The 22,315-nt window shown below is 44.9% G+C and carries 18 protein-coding genes; 8 read left to right on the top strand and 10 right to left on the bottom strand.

Annotated features, from left to right (window positions below):
• Positions 1 to 74: 74 nt before the first annotated feature.
• The gene (locus QT998_RS14375; protein WP_333088321.1) at positions 75 to 542 is read left to right on the top strand and encodes a GxxExxY protein; all 468 of its coding nucleotides are present in this window, start codon (positions 75 to 77) and stop codon (positions 540 to 542) included.
• A gap of 110 nt (positions 543 to 652) precedes the next feature.
• On the opposite strand, the gene QT998_RS14370 is transcribed toward QT998_RS14375, so the two are convergent.
• Complete coding sequence (locus QT998_RS14370) at positions 653 to 2,101, bottom strand: ammonium transporter (protein ID WP_333088323.1); 1,449 nt, start codon at positions 2,099 to 2,101, stop codon at positions 653 to 655.
• A 314-nt stretch (positions 2,102 to 2,415) separates the two neighbouring features.
• Between QT998_RS14370 and QT998_RS14365 the strand changes: the two genes are divergently transcribed.
• Complete coding sequence (locus tag QT998_RS14365) at positions 2,416 to 2,559, top strand: hypothetical protein (RefSeq protein ID WP_333088326.1); 144 nt, start codon at positions 2,416 to 2,418, stop codon at positions 2,557 to 2,559.
• A gap of 339 nt (positions 2,560 to 2,898) precedes the next feature.
• On the opposite strand, the gene QT998_RS14360 is transcribed toward QT998_RS14365, so the two are convergent.
• The 3 genes from QT998_RS14360 to purE all read right to left on the bottom strand — a co-directional run bounded on the left by QT998_RS14360 (position 2,899) and on the right by purE (position 7,029).
• Entirely contained in the window at positions 2,899 to 3,813 is a 915-nt protein-coding gene (locus QT998_RS14360) for an SGNH/GDSL hydrolase family protein (RefSeq protein ID WP_333088329.1), read from the bottom strand.
• Positions 3,814 to 4,826: 1,013 nt separating this feature from the next.
• The gene (locus QT998_RS14355; protein WP_442921527.1) at positions 4,827 to 6,425 is read right to left on the bottom strand and encodes an ammonium transporter; all 1,599 of its coding nucleotides are present in this window, start codon (positions 6,423 to 6,425) and stop codon (positions 4,827 to 4,829) included.
• A 76-nt stretch (positions 6,426 to 6,501) separates the two neighbouring features.
• A complete protein-coding gene (gene purE / locus QT998_RS14350) occupies positions 6,502 to 7,029 on the bottom strand; it encodes a 5-(carboxyamino)imidazole ribonucleotide mutase (protein WP_333088332.1) in 528 nt (175 codons plus the stop codon).
• A gap of 345 nt (positions 7,030 to 7,374) precedes the next feature.
• Between purE and nagA the strand changes: the two genes are divergently transcribed.
• Positions 7,375 to 8,604: an N-acetylglucosamine-6-phosphate deacetylase gene (gene nagA / locus QT998_RS14345; RefSeq protein ID WP_333115120.1), complete on the top strand. Its 1,230-nt coding sequence runs from the start codon at positions 7,375 to 7,377 to the stop codon at positions 8,602 to 8,604.
• Positions 8,605 to 8,940: 336 nt separating this feature from the next.
• Positions 8,941 to 9,627, top strand: coding sequence for a magnesium protoporphyrin IX methyltransferase (gene bchM, locus QT998_RS14340; RefSeq protein WP_333115121.1), 687 nt, complete (start codon positions 8,941 to 8,943; stop codon positions 9,625 to 9,627).
• 115 nt (positions 9,628 to 9,742) lie between these two features.
• Here the strand turns inward: bchM and QT998_RS14335 are convergent, their stop codons facing one another.
• The 4 genes from QT998_RS14335 to QT998_RS14325 form a co-directional block, all read right to left on the bottom strand.
• A complete protein-coding gene (locus tag QT998_RS14335; RefSeq protein WP_333115123.1) occupies positions 9,743 to 9,964 on the bottom strand; it encodes a DUF6887 family protein in 222 nt (73 codons plus the stop codon).
• Positions 9,965 to 9,966: 2 nt separating this feature from the next.
• The gene (locus QT998_RS27510) at positions 9,967 to 10,146 is read right to left on the bottom strand and encodes a DUF6888 family protein (protein ID WP_442921972.1); all 180 of its coding nucleotides are present in this window, start codon (positions 10,144 to 10,146) and stop codon (positions 9,967 to 9,969) included.
• Between the two features lie 19 nt (positions 10,147 to 10,165).
• Positions 10,166 to 12,472, bottom strand: coding sequence for a tetratricopeptide repeat protein (locus QT998_RS14330; RefSeq protein WP_333115125.1), 2,307 nt, complete (start codon positions 12,470 to 12,472; stop codon positions 10,166 to 10,168).
• A 286-nt stretch (positions 12,473 to 12,758) separates the two neighbouring features.
• A complete protein-coding gene (locus tag QT998_RS14325) occupies positions 12,759 to 12,932 on the bottom strand; it encodes a hypothetical protein (protein ID WP_333115126.1) in 174 nt (57 codons plus the stop codon).
• A 52-nt stretch (positions 12,933 to 12,984) separates the two neighbouring features.
• Here QT998_RS14325 and QT998_RS14320 point away from each other — a divergent pair, with 52 nt between their 5' ends.
• The 4 genes from QT998_RS14320 (at position 12,985) to QT998_RS14305 (ending at position 20,058) form a co-directional block, all read left to right on the top strand.
• Complete coding sequence (locus QT998_RS14320) at positions 12,985 to 13,308, top strand: hypothetical protein (RefSeq protein ID WP_333115127.1); 324 nt, start codon at positions 12,985 to 12,987, stop codon at positions 13,306 to 13,308.
• A complete protein-coding gene (locus QT998_RS14315; RefSeq protein ID WP_333115128.1) occupies positions 13,290 to 13,463 on the top strand; it encodes a hypothetical protein in 174 nt (57 codons plus the stop codon). The genes QT998_RS14320 and QT998_RS14315 overlap by 19 nt, the downstream gene beginning before the upstream one ends.
• Positions 13,464 to 13,769: 306 nt before the next feature.
• Positions 13,770 to 19,319: a VWD domain-containing protein gene (locus tag QT998_RS14310; RefSeq protein ID WP_333115130.1), complete on the top strand. Its 5,550-nt coding sequence runs from the start codon at positions 13,770 to 13,772 to the stop codon at positions 19,317 to 19,319.
• A 346-nt stretch (positions 19,320 to 19,665) separates the two neighbouring features.
• Positions 19,666 to 20,058 (top strand): DUF423 domain-containing protein, encoded by a 393-nt coding sequence (locus QT998_RS14305; protein WP_333115132.1) that lies wholly within the window; start codon positions 19,666 to 19,668, stop codon positions 20,056 to 20,058.
• Positions 20,059 to 20,093: 35 nt separating this feature from the next.
• Here QT998_RS14305 and QT998_RS14300 read toward each other — a convergent pair whose 3' ends face one another.
• Together QT998_RS14300 and QT998_RS14295 are read right to left on the bottom strand one after the other, a co-directional pair.
• Complete coding sequence (locus QT998_RS14300; RefSeq protein WP_333218060.1) at positions 20,094 to 21,284, bottom strand: hypothetical protein; 1,191 nt, start codon at positions 21,282 to 21,284, stop codon at positions 20,094 to 20,096.
• Between the two features lie 846 nt (positions 21,285 to 22,130).
• Positions 22,131 to 22,265 carry a hypothetical protein gene (locus QT998_RS14295; RefSeq protein ID WP_333088369.1) on the bottom strand — a complete coding sequence of 45 codons (135 nt, stop codon included), beginning with the start codon at positions 22,263 to 22,265 and terminating at the stop codon, positions 22,131 to 22,133.
• Positions 22,266 to 22,315 lie beyond the last annotated feature (50 nt).

Genomic DNA, 22,315 nt, shown 5'->3' with positions numbered 1-22,315 from the left:
ATTACCTTTGATTTTAGAAGGCCTGGGCGCGATCGGGATTATTTGCTTCAGTAGGGAGGGATGAGATATGCTATTTGTGCGATCGACAGAGTGAGAGGGAAGAGGGAAGGAACCGCGAAGACGCGAAGGACACGAAGGAAGAAGAAAGAAGAATGAGAGAATTGGGCGAACAGGTGGAACAATTGGCTTATAGAGCGATTGGGGCCGCCATTGAAGTGCATCGGCTGTTGGGCCCAGGATTTTTAGAATCAGTGTATCAGGAATCCTTAGAAGTTGAATTTGGGATACGGGGGATACCTTGTGAGCCTAAAAAGCCAGTAGCAATCAACTACAAAGGTCATCGAGTCGGGGAAGGTCAACTAGACTTTCTGGTTGGCGACATCCTAATTGTCGAACTAAAAGCTGTCGAAAAGCTAGCCCCCATCAACGACGCCCAAGTTATCTCCTATCTCAAAATGACAAAAAAAACCCTAGGTCTTCTCATCAACTTCAACGTTCCCATCCTCAAAGAAGGCATCAAACGAATAATTCTCTCATCTTAACCCTTCTTCCTCCTCTTCCTTCGCGCTCTTTGCGCCTTCGCGGTTCGTAAAAAAAAAGCGTAGAAACGCAGATAACTGCATCTCTACACGATCGCACTTACCCTAAAAAATCAGCCTCCCACCTTCTTCGGCGCAAAAGGAGAACCAGATTCAAAGGAACTGAAACCGCCGGCAAAATCCTCACCGTAAGCTTCTTCACCGTGCAGGTCAATATCCAAACCCTTGTCTTCAGCAGATGAGGATACTCGCAGTTCCATAAACTGCCCCAAAATTTTCAAAATCACAAAAGTGCCGACAGCCGCAAACACGTAAGTAGCGAGAACACCTATAAACTGGGTCACGACTTGCCCCGGATTTCCAGCAAACAGCCCGTCATTTCCGGCAGCGTTAACCGCTTTAGTCGCAAATACGCCAGTCAGCAACGCTCCTACAGTCCCGCCGAGGCCGTGAATCGGGTAGGTATCTAAAGTGTCGTCAAATCCCAGCTTAGCTCGCCAGCTAACGGCAAAGAAGCAACAAACCGAAGTGATCGATCCGATCAAAAGCGCCCCCACTGGCAGCACGAATCCAGCCGCGGGTGTGATTCCTACCAATCCCGCTAGGAAACCGCTAGCAATTCCGACTGCTGTAGGTTTGCCTCTGAACACCCATTCGATGATTGTCCAAGTTAAGCCGCCGCCTGCGGTAGCAATCATTGTGGTGACAAAAGCTACTGTGGCTAAGGAACCGGATGCCAAAGCGCTACCGCCGTTGAAGCCAAACCAGCCGAACCACAGCAGTCCAATTCCTAGCAAGACGTAGGGTACGTTGTGGGGGGTGTGGGGCTTGTTCAAGTGGTCTTTGCGGGGCCCGATTACCCAAGCTGCGACTACGGCTGATACGCCGGAACTGATGTGGACGACTGTACCGCCGGCAAAGTCTAGAGCTCCGATCGCTCCCAGCCACCCTCTACCCCAAACCCAGTGGGCTAAAGGTGAGTAGATGAAGGTTGACCACAGCAGCACGAACCAGAAGTAGGTTTTGAATGTTACCCGTTCGACGATCGCCCCGGAAATCAAGGCGGGAGTGATGATGGCGAACATCATCTGGTAAACCATGAATACTTGGTGGGGTATTGTAGGTGCGTAGCCGATCGGATCTGGTTTGTCTGCGACGACGTTGTTTAAGAACATCCAGTCCAGGCCGCCAATGAAGCTTTCGATCCCTTTAGCAAAGCCTTGGGAGGCTGGAGTGGAAACGTCAAAGGCCAAACTGTAGCCCCACAGCGTCCATGTGACTCCGATCAGTCCCATCATGACTAAGCTCATCATCATGGTATTGAGGACGTTGCGCGATCGCACCAGTCCTCCGTAGAAAAATGCTAGTCCTGGTGTCATTAACAACACCAGTGCTGATGACACTAACATCCATGCCGTATCGCCGGTGTCGATCGGATTCGCCACCACCGCAGCCGCCGCAGGAACCGCAGCAGGAGCATCTTGAGCTAAGGCATTGTCCATCAGCGGCCCGCTTAACAGCCACAGTGCGAGGATGCCGATCGTGAAACTTCTTTTGAACACGTTATTTTTACCTTCTAATACTCAGCATTTTTTAGGGAAGACGGAGCCGATTTTAGATGCGAGGATTTTAGATGCAATAGTTATTTGGTTTTAAGTCCCTGTTTGAGCGGAACCAATCTTCAATAGATAATTCCCTAGTCCTCAACCGCCCGACTTCACACAACTGGATCGATCTAAATTGGTCAACTATCAATCTAATAGCCTATGCCTTTTGGATTGCACCATTTGTAGAAACTATTATTCTGTATCAAGGTATACTAGATATTTCAAAAATTGGATTTCTTAAATATATTTCCCGGTATTTGACATAACCCGTGGAAGCGAAAACGCGACAGGGGAAGAAAGCTATAAAGCCTTCCTTCGGCGAAGCTCAGAACAAATCGCGATCGGGTAAAGAGGGGAAGACTTCGGGAGAATATGAATTGATCCTCATCTTTCTCACTGCTGACTACGAGTGACGACTACGAGTGACGACTACGAGTGATGACTAGGGCTTGCTGAATAGAACTAGAAGTTATGACTACCAATGGTTGCAAGATTTTAAACACAAAAAAGTGCTCTCGTTATGACGTTTGTCGGCTCAAAATCCTTGGATTTCGGTGGAAAATTGTGGAGTAAATTTGGGAACCCATCTCCGAATCTCCCATTTTTCAAGCTGTTTGGCACCTAGATTCGATTTGTGGACTTTTTCAGCAAGCCCTAACTAATAACGTTAGCTCGGAGGGGCAGCACTAATGACTAGCCTTCGGCTTCGCTCAGGCTAAAATGACTATTGACTACTGACTATTGACTATTGACTAATTTTTTAACTGCATCTGAGCAAACATTTGCAGGCCCGATCGCCAAACCAGATAACCCCGATCGTTAAGGTGCAAGCCGTCTGTACTTAGTTCGATTGGTAAATTGCCGTCAGCATCCGCAAACAGTGGCTGCAAATCGAGATACAAAACATTTTCAGAACTAGCAATTTCTTTGAGCCGCCGATTGATGGAGCGAATCCGACTGTTAGGAATCGCCAGCAGCCGATCGCGATTTTCCCAAGTTGCTTGTTCCCCGCTGTGCGGCAAAATCGACTGCACCACCACTTGTGCTTTCGGGTGAGCCCACCGCAAATCGCGAATAATCTGTCGCTGATTGTCCAAAATCCCTTCGTCGGTGGCGCCCCGCAGCAAATCGTTAATCCCGATCATGACAAACACCGTATCGGGTGCCGTGCGATCTAACAACTGCAAGCGCTTGAGCAAACCCACGGAAGTCTCCCCCGAAATCCCTTGATTGAGCCAAATGCGATCGGGCGGCAACATCTTTGCTGGAAACCACATACTCAAAGAATCCCCAGCCAAAACACTGAGTTTTGGGGGTCGATTCGCCGCCACCGCCTCAGCTTCCCGGCCCAACTGCATCACCCACTCCTGGTAAGTCCATTTGTGTCGCTGTCCGGGAACGGGTACGTCTAGCAATGTCTTTGCAGAGTTTGTCGCCGTCACAGAGCTAATTAGTTCCTCAGTGCCTCCTGCAACTGCAGCACTCTCCGTAGAGCTTTCTGTAATGTTGTGTCCCCTGGCGAGCATTTGAGCGATCGCGGCTATTAGTAGCGCGTTTGTCACCAGAGATAAGAAAGCCCAAACCGGCATTTTTTTCGATCGCCTAACCTCCATCCCTAAGAGGGATTTATGAGTTCTACTTTTGCTAACTCCTCCAAACTTCTCCATAAACTCAAGCTATTTGCAGACACCACACTGAATCATTAGCACTAATTGCTGCATCAAATTTTACCGCTCGATTTTCGCCTCAGTTCTGGTAAGAATCAAGCACTGTAATGTGGGAGGGGGCGAGGGCGATGCAGAACTTTGCTTTTTCATACTACTTTATCTTGACACTCCGGGCGCGTGAACGCGCGGGGATTCTTGGTTCACTGACACACCTTTAAACTATCCATCCTTTCGGCAATATTTCAACCAAAAACCTGTCCGATTGAACGAAGTTGTGAGTCTAATTTGAATAGCCCCAGAGGGCTTGTCTCCCCAAGCGTTAAGGAATCACTTCCCAAGTTTCCGTATGCCCTTGTACATCTAACTACTAAGTTTTTGACTTTTCTTATATGGGTGCGCGGTGGCTACCCTAGCTATGTTTTTGTGGTGTTCGCTACCCACGAGATATTATTGTTTTCTAGCCAGTCGTTTTGGATTCTCGCCCATTGGTGCTAGCGGTTATTTTACCTGTATCTAAACTCTAGTTTACTAGACTTAGGGAAAATACTGTCAAGCCTGAAAAAGTTTTCCAGTATTAAAAGCCGTCCTCAAAGGCTTGCCATGAGCTTGCTGAAGGGACGGGGTTTTAAACCCAGTTTTCTGATGAAAAATCTGGCTGCCCAACTTTCTGGCACACAAATTCGACAATTTTAGATTTTAGATTGTAGAATAATTTACTCCATATAATTTACTCCATAAGGGTTGAGAGCTGTTATACCGTAGCATTTTTTGTTAAACGGGCTCTTAAGCACCAACTTGGTTTGTAAACGTAATTGCAAGGGTTGGCCAAGCAACGCCAGAACGATCGACTCGGATTAAAAGGATCTAGAGGAATCCGGGCTTGCATCCGCAGGCGGTGGCTATTTCAGATTAGGGTTTTTCGGTGAATCAAGCCCTAGATTAACTTAAAAATTGCCAATCTAGGGCCAGAAAGCTGAAGAAAGTCGATCGATCGCACCCTCTCAAGGGGTGCTCTAAAGTTTAGTAGTCCTCCCGCCGGAGCCTCCAGCATAACCGCCGTAGCTGGTCTCACTTCTGTTTTCCAAGCTAGTTTCCTTCACAAAACCGCTGTAAGCTTCCATCCCGTGTTCGCCGATATCCAAACCTTCAGCCTCCTCAGCAGGAGAAACGCGGATACCCAGCAAAGCTTTTAGTGCCACCCAAAAAATCGTGCTCAGCAACACGGTCATCCCGCCTACAGAGATAACGCCCACCAACTGCGCCCAGAGTTGACCGAAACCTCCGCCCACGAGCAATCCGGCTGCCGGGCCTGCGGTATAAAGACCTGTTGTCGGTCCGTCAGCAAACAAGCCCACTGCCAGAGTCCCCCAGATGCCGCAGACTAAGTGAACTGAAGTTGCCCCTACAGGATCGTCTACTTTCAAGTTGTCGAAGAAAGTTACTGCGAAAACTACCAGGATGCCGGCGATCGTGCCAATAATGGCAGAGTTTGGGACGTTGACCCAAGCGCAACTGGCTGTTACTCCTACTAAGCCGGCGAGGATGCCGTTGATAATCATCGAAAGGTCGGGTTTGCCAAGGTAGAGCCAAGCTGTAATCGTTGCAGCAACTCCCCCGAAGGCACCGGCGGTGTTGGTGGTGATGGCAATGTGGGCGATCGCGTTTGGATCGAGTGCCATTGTCGAACCGGGATTGAACCCGAACCAACCCAACCACAGAATCAAACAGCCTAGAGTCGCTATACTCATGTTGTGTCCCGGCATTGCTACAGTATCGCCCTCGCGATACCTGCCCATCCGCGGCCCGAGAAATGCTGCTCCCATCAAAGCAGCCCAACCGCCTACCGAGTGAACCACCGTCGAACCGGCAAAATCCCAAAATCCTGCTGTTGCAAGCCAGCCGCCACCCCAAATCCAGTGTCCGGTAATCGGGTAAGCAATGCCTACTAACAGCAAGCAGAAAATTAAGAATTCCAGGAATTTAATGCGCTCTGCAACGGCCCCAGAAACGATCGTGGCAGCAGTTCCGGCAAAAACTAATTGGAAAAAGAATTTAGCGTTGAGGGGTACTCCCGTCCAGTTTAATGCGGTGAAGATGCCTTGATAAGCATCTCCTGTGGCGGGGCTGTTGTCAGCTACATTCCACAGGAAAAATCCGCCGCTGCTGCCGATAAAACCGTTGCCGTTGCTGAACATTAACGCAAAGCCGATCGCCCAAAACGCGATCGTTGACAGTGCAAAAACAATCAAGTTTTTGGACAGCACGTTAACCGCATTTTTTTGACGGCAAAAACCGGTTTCCAACATACCGAAACCCGCGTTCATAAAGAACACTAGCATTCCAGTCACCATCACCCACATGGTATCCATGCCCACTTTGAGGCTGGCCAATTGTGCCTCGGTGGTTGGGGCGGCAGGCGTTTGGGCTACTGCGGCATATCCCCAAAGCGAGAATACGATCGCAGCTAAGGGTATGCAGGCTTGCCAACTCGGGCTCAGGCGGGCGATCGCCCTTTGTAATTTCTGGAACCTGTTAACTTTTGTAAAAGATTTCGCTGGTAAATCTAAAGACTCCCGCCTGAATTGTTTCGATTTTTTTTTCCCGACAGTCATTTTGATCATTTTCGCCCTTTTTATAACTGTTCCGATCGGTAAGAACCCGAAAACTTTCCAATTCTACTACAGAAGTTTATAGATTATTGTTCAGATTGAGATAGTTCTGATAACCTACATTTTCTAGCTGATTTTGTTTATTCATTACAGATTCGGACAAATTTTTGCGGTATGCGAGGACTCGATCTAGCAATTCTGGCTGAGAAACTGCTAATATTTGAACTGCCAGCAAGCCGGCATTTTTAGCATTGCCGATCGCTACTGTTGCCACCGGTATCCCGGCTGGCATTTGCACGATCGAGTACAGCGAATCTACTCCTTGCAGGTGGCGGCTCGGTACCGGCACGCCAATCACTGGCAAAGGAGTTAAAGATGCTACCATTCCCGGCAGATGTGCCGCTCCCCCAGCACCTGCGATAATGACTTTCAAGCCCCGTTGGTGAGCGGTTTGGGCGTATTCTACCATGCGTAGGGGAGTGCGGTGGGCCGAGACGATCGCCACAGAGCAAGGTATGTTGAATTCTTCGCAAATGGCGATCGCATCAGACATGGTAGGCAAATCCGAATCGCTGCCCATAATAATTCCAACTATCGGTTCATTCATGCAATTTTCAGATATGAGATTTCAGATTAATGGTAATTTAAAATTATGGCGTTAACTAAAATTTAGATATTTTGTAGCCAAACTGATGCAGGAGAGTAATTTAGTCACAAGCCAAGAATGCAGCAAGCAAAAAGCTTCGCATCCTCATCACCTGCCCCCAGAACGAGGCGAACAAATCTCAAACTTGTAAAACGAAGCCGAAGGATCTAAAATATGCAATCTAAAATCTCAAATCGAATGCAAGCATCTAAAATTTGAAAACTCACACTTGCAGTACGAAGCCGAAATATCTAAAATCTAAAATCTACTAAAATCTAAAATATACAATCTAAAATCTAAAATCGGATGACTGAAGTCACAACCCCAACTGCCTCCCCCATCAATATTCTGAATGCTCGCATCCCCGGTAACAAGGAGTTGCAAATGCTTGCTGTTGACGAAGGGGGCATCATTCAAGAAGTTTGCCCGATGGATGCAGTATTTAAACGGATTTGTCCTCCAGATTTGCAAGTGGTTGATGCAGCAGGCGATTGGATTTCCTTGGGCGGTGTTGACTTGCAAATTAACGGAGCTCTCGGTTTTGCTTTTCCCGATTTAGAAAGCAAAGATATTGAAATTTTACCTAAAATTTCTCAATTTTTATGGAATCAGGGAATAGATGCTTTTTTGCCAACTTTGGTAACAACTTCGCTGAAAAAGTTTAGGCGATCGCTCTCGACGGTAGCTGATTATATCCGCAGTGCAAAAAACTCTGCTCCAGCAACAAATAATACAAAAACAGCGGAAATTATCGGGATTCACCTCGAAGGCCCTTTTCTCAACCCGCAGAAGCGAGGAGCTCACCCAGTTGAGTTTTTACTACCGCTAACTATAGAAAATGTCAAACAAGTTTTAGGAGATTGTGCCGAAGTTGTCAAAATAATTACTTTAGCACCTGAATTAGACAGCACGGGCGAAGTCATTCCCTACTTGCAAAGTTTGGGAATTACCGTCAGTCTCGGACACTCCCAAGCAACGGCAGAGCAAGCGCAGCAAGCATTTGCCAGCGGTGCTTCAATGGTAACTCACGCTTTTAATGCGATGCCGAGTTTGCACCACCGAGAACCGGGTTTGTTGGGCGCTGCGATCGTTTATCCGGGCGCAAAATGCGGTTTAATTGCTGACGGAAAGCACGTTTCTCCCACAATGATCGATTTTTTGCTTCGCGCAGGCGGGTACGAAAAAGGCATTTTTTTGGTCAGCGATGCTTTAGCTCCTTTGGGTTTGCCTGAAGGTGTTTATCCTTGGGATTCCCGACAAATTGAAGTCAGAAAAGGTACGGCTTGGGTAAGATTGGATTACCACACGCCCCTGGAATCTGCTACTTTGGCAGGTACAACTCTGCCACTGTTGGCGGGAGTGCAGAATTTGGTGAAGTGGGGGATTTGCGAGCCAGAAAGTGCGATCGCCCTAGCAACTGAATCTCCCAGAAAGGCGATCGGACTTTCGGGAATTATCGGCCAACCTGCTGCTCAACTTTTGCGCTGGAATTTGAATGCAGCGACAAAAGAATTAACTTGGCACAGACTATTTTAGATTTTAGATTTTAGATTTTTATCCACAATTGAAAGTATCCCATCTCAACGTTAATTGCTCTAACTTGCTGGCGCGTTGTCCGAGCCTGAGTGCTATACAATACCAATCGCGCCAGACAATTAGGAGGTTCTAAATAGCTGAAATGCTTGCGTTTGATTGCTTATTGCCTCGAACCTCTTGCCTCGAACCTCTTTCTTCTTCCTGATGGCTAATGACTGATGACTAATTACTAAGGACTAAGGACTAATGACTAATGACTGATGACTGATGACTAATTACTAATGACTTCTGCTATAATATCAAACCGTTGGCAATAACTCAGCAGCAGGCAGATCGATGAATTTGGTAGACGACAAGACTATAGTTAGACAGTATTTTAACTCGACGGGATTCGATCGCTGGCAGCGAATTTACGGCGACGGCAAAGTCAACAAAGTGCAGCTAGACATCCGCACCGGGCACCAAAAAACCGTAGATACAGTCATCGAATGGCTGCAAGCTGACGGCAATTTGCGGGGGCTGGCTGTCTGCGATGCCGGCTGCGGTGTGGGCTCTCTGAGCATTCCCCTAGCTGAGGCTGGTGCAATTGTTTGCGCTAGCGATCTCTCTGAAAAGATGGTAGCAGAAGCCTACGATCGATCGACAGCAGTTCCCGGCAAGCTCTACAACATATCCTTTGCAACCCAAGATTTAGAAGCCTTAACCGGCCAATTTCACACGGTTATTTGTCTGGACGTGCTGATCCACTATCCTCAAAATAAAGCCGCGGAAATGATCGCTCACCTAAGCTCGATCGCCCAATCGCGACTTATTCTCAGTTTTGCTCCCAAAACCTTAGCACTTACCGCCCTCAAAAAATTTGGCGAACTTTTCCCAGGGCCAAGCAAAACTACCCGAGCTTACCAGCACCGCGAAGCAGATATTATCAAAATCCTAGAAAGCAATGGATTTGTTATTAACAGAACAGCGATGACTAGCACTAGCTTTTACTATTCTCGCTTGCTGGAAGCTGTGCGGAAATAGGTTAAAATATCAGCAAATTCCGAGGTCAATTTAGATCGTTTGTTGGCTGTTGGGGCGGGTTTAGATAATTTTTTGATGCGTGTCAAAGATTTAGGTTAACCCGCCCCAACTACATCTAAGCTGATTCTTGGTGGCCCGGATCTCCACGAAGTTTTTCCAGAAACTCTGGATAATTTTCCATATCTTCTAAAGATTTCAGGAGTGGAAGTGGCACTTTATTCGCTGTGTCAGCAGAAATTTTGTCAGCTAAGGCATAGAATGCCTCATCATCATCTCGATGAGCGAGTACATAAGCGCGTAACTCTTTTTTGCTCATTTCATTGAAGTTGGGTTTCATATTTATTTAATCCATTCTCCATTGGGTTTAATTTCGATTTCGATTTCTTCACCAACTAAGATGAACACATTTCCTGTCCGCTCATCTATAAGGACTAAGTGAACACTCCGATACAATTTTGTTTCCCAGCAACAAAGAACGAAGGTTTGCCATACTTGCGCTGTTGTAGGAATAGCTTGCACTTCTGAAACTCACAACTTTTCATTTTACACTTTCTTGGCTCAAATTGCCATTGAGACAAGCTTCAACTTTTGTCACCAGTTTAGGCGTTTTCATTTGATTAAATATTTTAATAGCTTGCTGCCAGTGATTCTGAGCTATTTCTAATTCTCCCAAATCCCGGTAAGTCAGCCCGATATAATAATTGCTAATACCCAATTCATACTTAGCACCAATTTTAGTATAAAATTCAATAGCTTGGTTTTGATATTTTAAAGAAGCTGAAAAATCATTACTTTCCCGAAAAACATCACCTAAAATGTACCAGGCACGGGCGATGTCTGATGTAAAGTTACAATTTTGTGCGATCGCCACAACTTTTTCTAAAGTTTGCTTAGCTTGTTCGTACTCGCCAATATGTTTTTGAGCCAAACCAGCCATATTCAAATCCCAACAAGCTTGCCAAGGCGGAACGCTTTCTAAAGGTTGTTGCAAGTGTCTTGTAGCTTCTTTCAATGCTGCCTTCGCCTCACTCGCTTGTCCTAAATATGAATGCAAAAGAGCAACTTCGCAGTAACAACTATTTAGCCGAGATTGAATGGCAGGAGATACTGGAGATAAAGCTAGATTAACTTTTGCCTGATAAATAGCTAATCCTAAATCGTATTCACCAGCAGCAATATAGCACAAACCCATATCACTGTATGAGTTAAATTCTGTCCATTGATCGCCTTCACGCTTAGCGGCAAATTGAGCTTGGCGGTGATATTCTAGAGCTACTTCAAAACCATCTGCTAGCAGATAGGCGTGACAGTCGCCGATGCAGCGATACAGACTTGCTTCCCGGTTAGGTGAAACTCGATTTACCAATTTGTCTGCTAATTCTAAAGTTTGGTTAATGTATCCCCAGGATAAAAAATATAGAAATAATTCTTCTGGTAAAATAGGTATGGCAGGGCGGCACAATACATCCCACGCTGAATCATAATCTTCAATTTCTCGGAAATGATAATAAGCTTCTAAAACTTGCAAACCTAACTGAGGGGATTGAATGTGTTCTACACTAGAAAACCAATGTTGAGCGATCGCCCTTTGAGTTTGTTCCCATTCGCTGCTATTCTGTAACTGATTCAAACCCTGCGCCCGAATTGCTGGGTGCATTCGGTATTTGCCCCGATGTAATTGTAGCAAGGAATAGTCGCACAACTGCCGCGTTACTTTCAATTGTTCTGCTGGCGTTACATCCCACAGCAAAGCCTTGATACAACTATCTGGCAACCATTCAATTTCTTGATACCGACAAGCTCCCAAACGGCATAGCAAGCGGTAAGCTTGCTGAGAGTGATCGTTGAGGCGATTTAGCTGATTGTTGATAAGAAACGAAAATGGATCTAGCTGCTGTAATTCCTGGCGGTTTTGTTGCCAAGCTTCGGCAATATCTCCATCATAATTATTGTGAATATCATTGTACAGCAACTCCATTGCCAGAGCATTGCCTTTGTAAACTGCGTGCATTTCTTGCAGAGCTTGTAAATCTTCCGAAGTTTTGGGATATTCAAAATATTGTTGCCATGCTTCTGGACTCAAGCCTGTCAAACTGTGAGTTTGAACGCCTCTGATATCTGGTTCTTTTAATTTTTCTCTACTGGTAATCAGGGTGACTCCTTTGATTCTCGGATCGCACAGGACCCGCAGTAATTCTACATAATTGCGGTATTCAGGTAAAAACATACCGTTGCATAAGGCAGGTTCTAAGTTGTCTATGAAAATTGCGACTTTGATTTGACGCAGTTTTTTTTCTAGTAAGTTTAAACTGAGGCTAAAATCTCTGGGTGCATCTTCCTGAAAATCTTGTTGCAGCCAAGTCTGCACAAATGAATCGGCACTCCGCAAGTCTTCTGGAGTGTAGGCGATTTTCATATCTAATCTTTTGTCAAATTGGCAACTGGCCAAGTATTGCTGCGCTAAGGTAGTTTTGCCGATGCCGCCTTCTCCTACTATTATCAATATTTTGAAGTTTTCTGATGTCCATTTTTGGAGTTTAGTAATATCTGAAGTTCGTTCTACCCAGCGAGAATTTAATGGTTGTGGTTTTGGTTTCGTTGGGATTAGTTCGGGCATGAATTGAAAAAACAATGACTGCAAATCTGACCAGCTAGAACGCTTGTCGTCTCCTAAACCAAAGGCTTGATATGCTGTTGTCAAATGTTGGCGTACAGTTGCTTCTGATTTAATTTCGATAATTTTGGCGATTTGTTTGTTGGGTTTTCCAGCTAGTTTTTGCTGCAAAACTTGCTTGCATTTGTTGCCTAAATTGTTGTAAATGGTGATAAATTCTGCTTGATTCATGGGTAGTTTGCCTGTGGAAGTGCGAGCGCGCGTGGCAGCGCCATGTCAGAAGTTGGCGACCGAGAATTTCAAAGGTGGTACAAGCCCCCGTCTCGATCCGTGGAATCAATCGAAAGCATCCCAAATCTCAAATCCTCAAGCCCCCGTCTCGATCCGTGGGGTCAATTCTTCAATCATCCAATCTAAAATCTAAAATCGAATGACTGCTGCTTGTGACTGCACAATTGTGAGTTTTGAATGTTTATTGATTTTACACTGAGTTACGGGTTAAAAATTTATTCAATAATTAAATTTTTGCAAATACCATTTTGGAGGTAAGAAGTATGGAGTTTCTGGCGGATGGGAATTGTACGGATGCAACGCTGCTAATTGTTGTGCGATGCTGTGCGTCATCGTCTGCGACACTGGGAGCGATCGTGTAAATGTTTGTTACAAAAGCTGGAACTATGCGTAAAAACATAGGGCTATTTCCGAAATCTATATAGATGCTGAAATTTAGGGGGTAAAAAGCTATGAGGTTTGTATCAGAGGATGCAGCAGGCGATCGGGATAATAAAGCAGGCGACAGCAACAGCAAAGCTAAGTCTACTCAGAAGGTGGAAACAGATATGCCATCAGGGCCAGAAAGCAAAGAGACTCCGATTAATAAGGTTTTGAATCAAGTTGAGAAGATTTTGTGTGAAACTTGGAAAGAAACAGGGTTTGGCAAGGTGACTATTGAGAGTGAGAGGGCGGAAAGGGGTAAAGGTAAAATTCAAGTGACTGTGAAGGGTTCAACTTATTATCGGTATCATATTTCTGAGGAAGATGTTCGGGAGTGGAATTCAAAGGAATAGGTGCGATCGGTGGGGTGGGGGCGGGTTTTTATAATTTGTTGATGGGTGTCAAAGATTTAGGCGAACCCGCCCCTACAGGTCTGGTAAAATTTTCCTATAAATTTGTAGGGGCGGGTTCACCGATGATTTTCGTCACCCACAGATCGTCTTTATAAACCCGCCCTAACCCAACTATGAAACTTGTACAACAAAGATAGGGCAAGGTATTGACAGGTTAAATTAAATGCTGTAGCTTATTATTAATTGACGGGAAGTACACCCACAAGCATCTATCCTGTACGACTGGGATGGTCGGCAGTGTCGTAATTTCAAGCATCGTAATTTCAAACAATTGAATACAGTCCGAGACGATTGTGAATTTCGCGGGGCTGGGGAAGTGGTGATTACGCATTATGTGCGATCGCCCCTTCTCCGGCTTCTTGTTTTTTTGGCAACAATTAGCTTTTTGAGGAGATCGGATTATGAAATGGCTAACAGATGATGAGTTTTTCGGTACTGAAGTGGGTACAGGTGTTGAGGATCGCGCTTTGAGAATGGGAAGTGCGGAGGCGAAGCCAGCCGTAGGCATCGCGCAGAATTCCCTCAGCAGTTTGGCGACAAGTCCAGATTTTCTGACTAAGATGCAGGTAGCATTCGGCAATAGCTTTGATGTTGAGAAAGCAGTCAAGTTAGCATCAGCTTGGACACAGGGAAATTTTAGCGAATTTCCAGAGATTGAGATTCGTTCCGAAGCTGAGATTAATGGTGCTTTGGGTGCGTTTGCGGCTGCGACTGGGAAGATTTATCTGTCGCGGGAATTCCTTGCCAAAAATGCGGAGAATGTTACGGCTGTTGCGGGTGTTTTGCTGGAAGAGTTTGGGCATTTTGTTGATTCGCAGATTAATAGTGTAGATGCGATCGGGGATGAGGGGGAGATTTTTTCGGATTTAGTTCAAGGTAAGGTGTTGAGTCAGGGGGAATTGGCGGGGTTGAAGGGTGAGGATGATTCGGCGGTGGTTGTTTTGGGTGGAGAAAAGGTGAGAATTGAGCAGAAAACTCAGTCAGAGACACTCAACTTTTTTGCGGAAGGAATTGACTTTGATTCTTTTGATGGAGATATAGATTTTTTCAAAGAAACATATGAATTGCCAAAAGAGACTATTGACAGTTCTGGTATCAAGTTCACCAGAGAACTTAATGCAACATTAGTTGGCAAAGCCTATGCTAAGGCTGATTCAGGAAAATTAAAATTCTCTTATCCTATCACTGTAGACGTTGAGGGATTACCTGAAAATGCTAAACCCAATGAGAAAATCACTCTTAAATTAAACACAGAAAATTTTCTAGCATTAGGTTCTAGTGGCTCATTTACAGGTTCGGAAGGATTAGAGTTAGATGCAGGTATTAAGTTTGGTTTAGAACCAGGCAAATTCAGTTTCAAGGATATAGAAGTCAAAAACCCCTTTAATCCAAGCAACCCTTTTAAGTTAGATGGTTTTGACTTGGGAGGCTCTCTTGGAAAAGCAGAGTTAAACTATAATTTATCTACCTTATTGAAGGAAGGTACAAAAATCAAGTTTCCCAATGACATAGGTAGCATAGGTTTAGAACTGCCTAAGGTTCTAGCGTTCAAAAAATCCACTCCCAAAGATAGCATTAGTAGTTTGCCAAGCATAGCAGCATCAGGTACATCAAATAACATTATCAACTTAGAAATTGATGTGGACAAGGCGTTATCTTTAATTTTCCCACCATTACAGGCATTAGGTAATAGTATATCGTTTCCAAACTCTCTTAAAGAAAAGGCGGCACAAGACAAAGCCAAAAACGATCTCAAAGATCAGCTAGAATTTCTTCGACTATCTCCTACTCCTGAAACATTAAAAGAGGCTGAAAGGCTTACCAATGAAGCAGAACAAGCCAGAAATAACTTTGACACAGCCGATAAAAATGCTAAAGAAACAAGAGGAAAAGTAAAACTAGGATACGATCTTCTCGATCTCAAAGCCAGTGGAGGCTTTGCTATACAGCAAGACCTTGAGTTTGATCCTAAAACTGTCAAAGTTACAATGTCAGTCGAGGAAGAGGGAAAACCGATCCAAACCCAAGCAGGAACACTAGAAGACTTTGGTAAAGAGTACAGCTTTCAAGTCCCTTCGGAAGGATGCGGAGTTTTAAAGGTAAAAGCTAAGTATGAACTCTCTGGCGAGGTAGAGAATAACTTTGGGTTCGTAACGCAGGGTTCTATTAAAGCTGAAGCAGTCAAGCTTGAGGCTAAACTTGAATTTCCAGCAAAGTCAGGTAGTGCAGGTTTTCAGATTGGTCCAGCTTTATCTTTAGAAAATAAATTTTCAACTTCCTCGATTGCCGACCCGCTTCCTTTATGGGGAACTGACTTGCAGGATCTATCGAAATACCCTTTTTACAAAAAAATTGAACCCAAGAAAGTTGAACCTAATTCTGAAGGCGCGAAAGGTCTAACTGTTGAAGTCGAGTACGAAATCCCCTACAACTTACCCGTCTCAGTCTCAGACGCAAGCATAGATGAAGGAGATAGCGGCACTAAAGACATGGTGTTCCCAGTAACACTACGCGATGTGCAAAACGAGGCAGTAACGTTATCATATAGCTCACCTAAAGGTAGTGGCTCAGTCACAATTGCAGCAGGTCAAACCAGTGGCGAAATTAAAATTCCTGTTACTGGAGATACAACACCCGAAGACAATGAAACTTTCACACTTACAGTCAAAGATCAAGCTGGTAAACTCTTTGCTGACTGTAAAGGCACAGATTCCTCTGAAGCCACAGGCACTATCATCGACGACGACCAAAAACCCGAAAAGCCCAAAAATGGAGGCAAAACTTACAACGACCCCCGCATCGTCACCATCGACAAACAATATCACGACTTCCAAGCCGCAGGAGAATTCACGTTAATTGAATCAACAACTGGCGACCTAAAAATTCAAGTGCGGCAACAACCCATTAACAACAACCCCCGCAGCAACGTCTCCGATAACACCGCCGTAGCAACAGTTTTGGGTGGGAAACGCATAGGAATTTACAAAGACCAAGGACTTTTAATTGATGGCCAACCAACCCAAATTGCCAACGATGATGCACTTGCGATTGGAGAAGGCCGTATCTATCGCGAAGGGAACACATATACCGTTGTTTATCCCACAGGCGATCAATTAGTTGCAAAGGTAGGAAGTCGGGTCAATGTTGAAGTTTACCTCACCGACGATCGCGAAGGCAAAGTCAAAGGACTACTTGGCAACTTCAACAAAAACCCCAAAGATGACTTAGTAAAACGCGACGGAACTGTAATTCCTGAACCAGTTTCCCAACAGCAACTTTACGGCGAATACTCTGATAGCTGGCGAGTCAATCAAACAGAATCCTTATTCGACTACAAACCGGGTGAAAACACCAACACCTTTACCCTGAAAAACTACCCCCGCCAGAAAGTTAAAATCTCCGACTTAATCCCCGCTGATGTTGCAAAAGCCGAACAACTAATAGGCGATCGCATCAAAAATCCCACCACCCGCGAAGCTGCTATCATCGACCTCGTACTCACTGACTTCGATCCAGACATTCTTGAGGAAGCAATCAACGCACCCGATCCAGATAGCATACTTGCGATCGCCTCCCCATTCACCGCCAACAGCGACTTTACCACCACCACCGTCAACACAGCCACAAAAATCGATGTCTTAGCCAACGATACCACCGCAAAAGACCCCCTCTCCATCAAAGAATTCAACGCAAAATCCCTTGCCGGCGGCATCATCACCCTCGACAACAACAATACCCCAGACGATAAAAGCGACGACAAACTCACCTACACCCCACCCATAGACTTCACCGGCACTGATAAATTTAACTACCTCCTAACAGACGGCAAACAAATACAAGCCGCCACCGTTAAGATCAACATCAACAGCCTCAAACTTGACAACCTTTCCGGCAATAACGGCTTCGTCCTCAACGGCACAGAAGCAGGTAATTTCTCAGGAGTTGCTGTTAGCAAAACCGGAGATATCAACGGCGACAAAATTGACGATATCATAGTCGGATCGTTCGGTGCCGACCCCAATAACGTCAACGCCGCAGGCAAAAGTCAAGTTATCTTTGGCAATCAAAAATTCCCCGCCAGCGTCAATCTTTCCCAACTCAACGGACAAAATGGTTTCACCCTCAACGGCACTGATGCCGAAGGTTTCAGCGGCGGAACAGTCAGCAGTGCCGGCGATATCAACGGCGACGGCATCAAAGACTTTATTATTGGTGCCTTCGGTGCCGCTGTCAACGGTCAAAATAATGCCGGAAAAACTTACATTGTCTTCGGCACAAACCAAGGATTTCCTGCTAATTTTAACCTCGCTAATTTGAACGGAAATAATGGTTTTGCCGTCACAGGAAGCAACACCTTTGACTACGCCGGCCTCTTTGCCACAGGCATTAGCGATATTAATGGCGATCGCATTGATGACATACTCATCAGCGCACCCGGCCCCCTCGGCGGCACACCCGGTAAAAGCTACGTCATCTACGGCCGCACCACAGGTTTTTCTCCTAACTTAAACATAGCTCAAATTAACAACAACAACGGCTTTGTAATTAACGGCATTGACGGCAATTCTAGCGGTACTGCCAGCAGCGGCGACATCAACGGCGACGGCATCCCTGACCTCGTAATTGGTGCAGATGGCGGTACTACCAACGGCGGCATTAATGCAGGCAAAACTTACGTTATATTCGGTCAGCAAGGAGGATTTACTGGCAGCGTTAACGTCCCAGAATTAAATGGAACTACCGGATTTGTCATCGCCGGCATCAGTGCTGAAGAACGTTCCGGTATCGCACTTACAGCCACAGGAGATATCAACGGTGACGGCAATAAAGACATCGTAATTGGTGCTCCCGGTGCGACAGTTGGCGACCAAATTAACGCCGGTAAAACCTATGTAATTTTTGGCAAAAAAGAGGGATTTCCTGTCATCCTCAACCCTGCTGACTTGAACGGCAGTAACGGCTTTACCATCTTCGGTTTCGATGCCGAAGGCTCAGCAGGAAACGCCGTTAGCTATGCCGGAGATATCAACAAAGATGGCTTTGACGACTTATTAATAGGAGCCTCCAGCGCCAATTCTGACGATAAAAACAATGCAGGCAAAACATTTGTTGTTTTTGGAAGTAAGGAATTTCCAGCTAATTTCAGCTTAGCAGAAGCTAACGGTAAGAATGCCTTAGTTTTAAATGGAGTAGAAACCGATGGTTTAGTTGGCACTGCTGTCAGCGGTGGCGGAGATATTAACGGCGATGGCATTGACGATATAATTGTTGGCGCACCCGGCAGTTTATTTCAAGATTCTCCCGGCAAAAGTTATGCCGTTTTTGGTAGCCGAGGTTTCGGTTTTGCTAACCCGAATAATGGCTTGCAAGGCACTGTTCAAGATGATATTATCAATGGAACCCAGGAAGATGATACTATTTCCGGCCGTCAAGGAAATGATAAAATATTTGGCAATTCAGGTCAAGATGTGTTATCAGGCAATCTCAATGATGACTACTTAGATGGTGAAAAAGGGCAAGATATTGTCATCGGTGGAGATGGAAATGATACCCTTCTCGGCGGACTTGGTAACGATGCGATTAAAGGTGATAGTGGCAACGATATTCTCACCGGAGTTGATATCAATGCCATTAACCCCGGAATTGAGGAAATTGACACTTTAACTGGCGGAGGTGGCAGCGATATTTTCGTTTTGGGAGATGTCACTAACACTTACTACGATAACGGCGATAGTGACTATGCGCTCATTACTGATTTTAATGCCAGTGAAGATAGTATTCAATTACAGGGTAAAGCCGATGATTACGTGCTAGTTCCTTTCTCGCAAGCTAACCAAACTGGTACGGCAATTTACCGCAAGGGGGCTCAAAATGAATTGATTGGCATTTTGCAAGGAGGGTCAAATTTGAGCTTGAGTGGTAGCTATTTCAGGTTTGTAGGGGCGGGTTAACCGATCGATTATGCCACCCACAGATCATCTTTGTAAACCCGCCCCCACCCCACAAATAACCCCGATCAACTATCCCCGCTTAACCTTTAAATTGAATTATTTTTTGATTTCTGGGTTGGGTGGGGGCGGGTTTTTATAATTTGTTGGTGGGTCTCAAAGATTTAGGCGAACCCGCCCCTACAGGTATGGTAAAATATTAGGATAAATTTGTAGGGGCGGGTTCAACGATGATTTTCGTCGCCCACAGATTATCTTGATAAACCCGTCCTTACCAACCAATAACCCGATCGACAATCCCCACCCAACCGTAAAATTAAATAAAATAAAATTCAATTATCATTAAAATATGTCATCACTAATCTTAACCCGAATCTTCCTCACAGCCGCGGCCCTCTTCGGAGGTTTATCCGTTGCAGGCGGTGCTTTCGCCTCCCACGCTTTGAAAAATCAATTGACCGATCGAGCTTTAGCAATTTTTGAGACCGCAGCCCGCTATCAAATGTACCACGCCCTAGCTCTATTACTCGTCGCTTTGCTATTAAGCCGCGCCCAAGAGTCTCAAAGGTTTTTTGCAGTGGCTGGATGGGCTTTTATTGCCGGCACGATCGTCTTTTCAGGCAGTTTGTACGCCCTGAGTTTGACTGACATCAAATGGCTGGGTGCAATTACGCCACTGGGGGGAGTTGCTTTTATTGTCGGTTGGGGATGTTTGGCCGTCGCAGCTTTTAGTTTTAAATAGGTTGTGGCTAAATTTTGAGGCCAATTTTCAATTCATTAATTTTCAAAGACATCGCTGGAAAACATCTCTGTCACAGTCCGCAAATAAGGTAAAAATACTATTAAATCTTCAGCAGGAAGCCGATCGGATATTTCCCAAAACAAAATCAGCAGCATATCCTGCACTAACTCCCAACTTACATGAAGTTTTGGGTAAAGCATCACGCACATTGGAAACAATTCTTGCTGTACCGGGCCAATGCTTTCTTCCAAAACGCACCAACACAAATAGCTTTGAAAAATCTCGACATCCCGCATACTAGAAATTTTTACATCGCGATCGCTCAAATAACCGCTGCTGCTGCGGTATCCTGGATGCTGGGAACTAGCTCGATCGTACACTGCACTAGCAATCTGAGTCGCGTGCTGCAACAAATGCTGAACCGCTAAGATAGCTTTTGAATTCGGTGGCTGATTCGCTGCAGCCTCGTTAATCTCTCCGTAGGGACTGTGCAGGTAGTCATCTACAACTTTTAAGTAGGGTGTAAATTCCGATCGCTCTGACTCCGAAAGACATCCTAACAAGATTTTGCTAGTATATTGAAACTCCAACGTCACAAATCCTAGCACTAAGGAATCTCTCTGTGAGTATTTCCGCCTCACTTTGACAATATCTTTTCCCACCAGCACTGACAAACGAGAAGCTGGTTCTCTATCGCCGTAAGCCTCTATTGCTTTGCGATATAAAGCGCGAGTGTCGGCCAAAATTTCTTCACGATCAATTAAGCTCGCATCGATCGCCTGCTGCTCTATTTGTCCCCCTAAAACAGCTTCTACTTTATTCCAAGCTATCTCGCTACCTACTTTTAGGGTATCTATCAATTTGTCAACAATTTGGACTCGATTTTCATCAAAATTATTTGACTGCGGGCTGTGGGGAATTTGCCGCGATGCTTGGTTTTCTCGTGCTTCGACTGTATTGTAATATTTTTTTGCCCAGCTAACTGCTAAGGAAGAAACGTTAACACCCCCCGCCTCGGGATTTTTTTGAATGTCAGATTCATTCATCCCCCGTGTTACAAAACTGTCGTCCTGTTGAATCTCGTTGGTTGCTGATAAAGACTTCAAATATACTTGTGAAATACTTGTCATGATAAACCTCGTTTTTTGATAAATTCGCACCCGATCGATTTCCTGATTTTTACAGTTGTTAACTACAATTTTCTCCATTTTGAGGCTAAAAGTCATCCGCCATTGTGCTTAAAACAGTAAGCTATTTAGCTTGACTGCCTGCATCTTTTATAGATTGCACGTTAATAGCGCTATTGATTGTGCGCTGGATCACAGGTAGATGGCGATCTTCATAGCCTTTTTCAAGCGTGGTGAGGAGTCAATCTATTTTAGATACTTCAGCTTACTTAGACTTGCTTCGACTTCGCGGGTTCCCAAGACGCGAGTGTGCAAGTCGCTCAGTAATAATTTTAGATTTTAGGTTTTAGAATTGGGGGATTTGGGGATTGAGAAATTAATCAATTGAGGGATACCTCATCAGTCTATTTTAGATTTTAGATTAGGGGATTTGGGGATTGAGAAATTGTTCAACTGAGGGATACCTCCTATGAGAGATAGAACTGCTATAGCCTTTGAAGCTCTCATATGAGGTACTATGCGGCATCGGGCATCGGGCATCGGGCATACCTCATAATGCTTGATAACCGCTATATACCTTAATTTTTTTCTCTAACTGTCAACTGTTTGCTGTCACCTGAAAAAGGGGAGTCTGTCAACCGATTTTTTGTGGTAAAAAAAGCTTAAAATAATTTCAACTTGTCTTAAAAGCTGAGAACTAAAATTTCGTTGACCTTAAAAAAACTGTTGCTTGAAAATTTTAATTTTTGTTATGGTTCGTTTTTGTAAATTCCTGCCTTCTCAAAGAATCTACTCTACATCACGCTATAACGATAACTTTGATTAATTTATTTCCTTCGGTGAAGCAAGAACTTTATTTTTAGCCTTGCGATTGTTAGAAAACAGTAACACATTCTAGGAGAGGCTTTTATAAATAAATAATTAAATTTATGATTTTAGTAAAATTTATGTGACAGTTCGCGATCGCCCTCGGACTAATTGATTCTGGGTTTTTTGATGAATCGCCCGCAACTTTTCCCCCTCTATTCGATCGCCCAACCAGCTTTCAAAACCCGAATTTAGATAAACTGGCGCGCCCAATATCAGATTTTACCAACTCTAGCTGCTTCGAGCCCTCTGCCAAAAGTCGG

It is taken from the genome of Microcoleus sp. S1D4, from assembly GCF_036700765.1.
Lineage (GTDB): Bacteria > Cyanobacteriota > Cyanobacteriia > Cyanobacteriales > Microcoleaceae > Microcoleus.
This window is presented reverse-complemented; position numbering and strand designations above follow the sequence as displayed.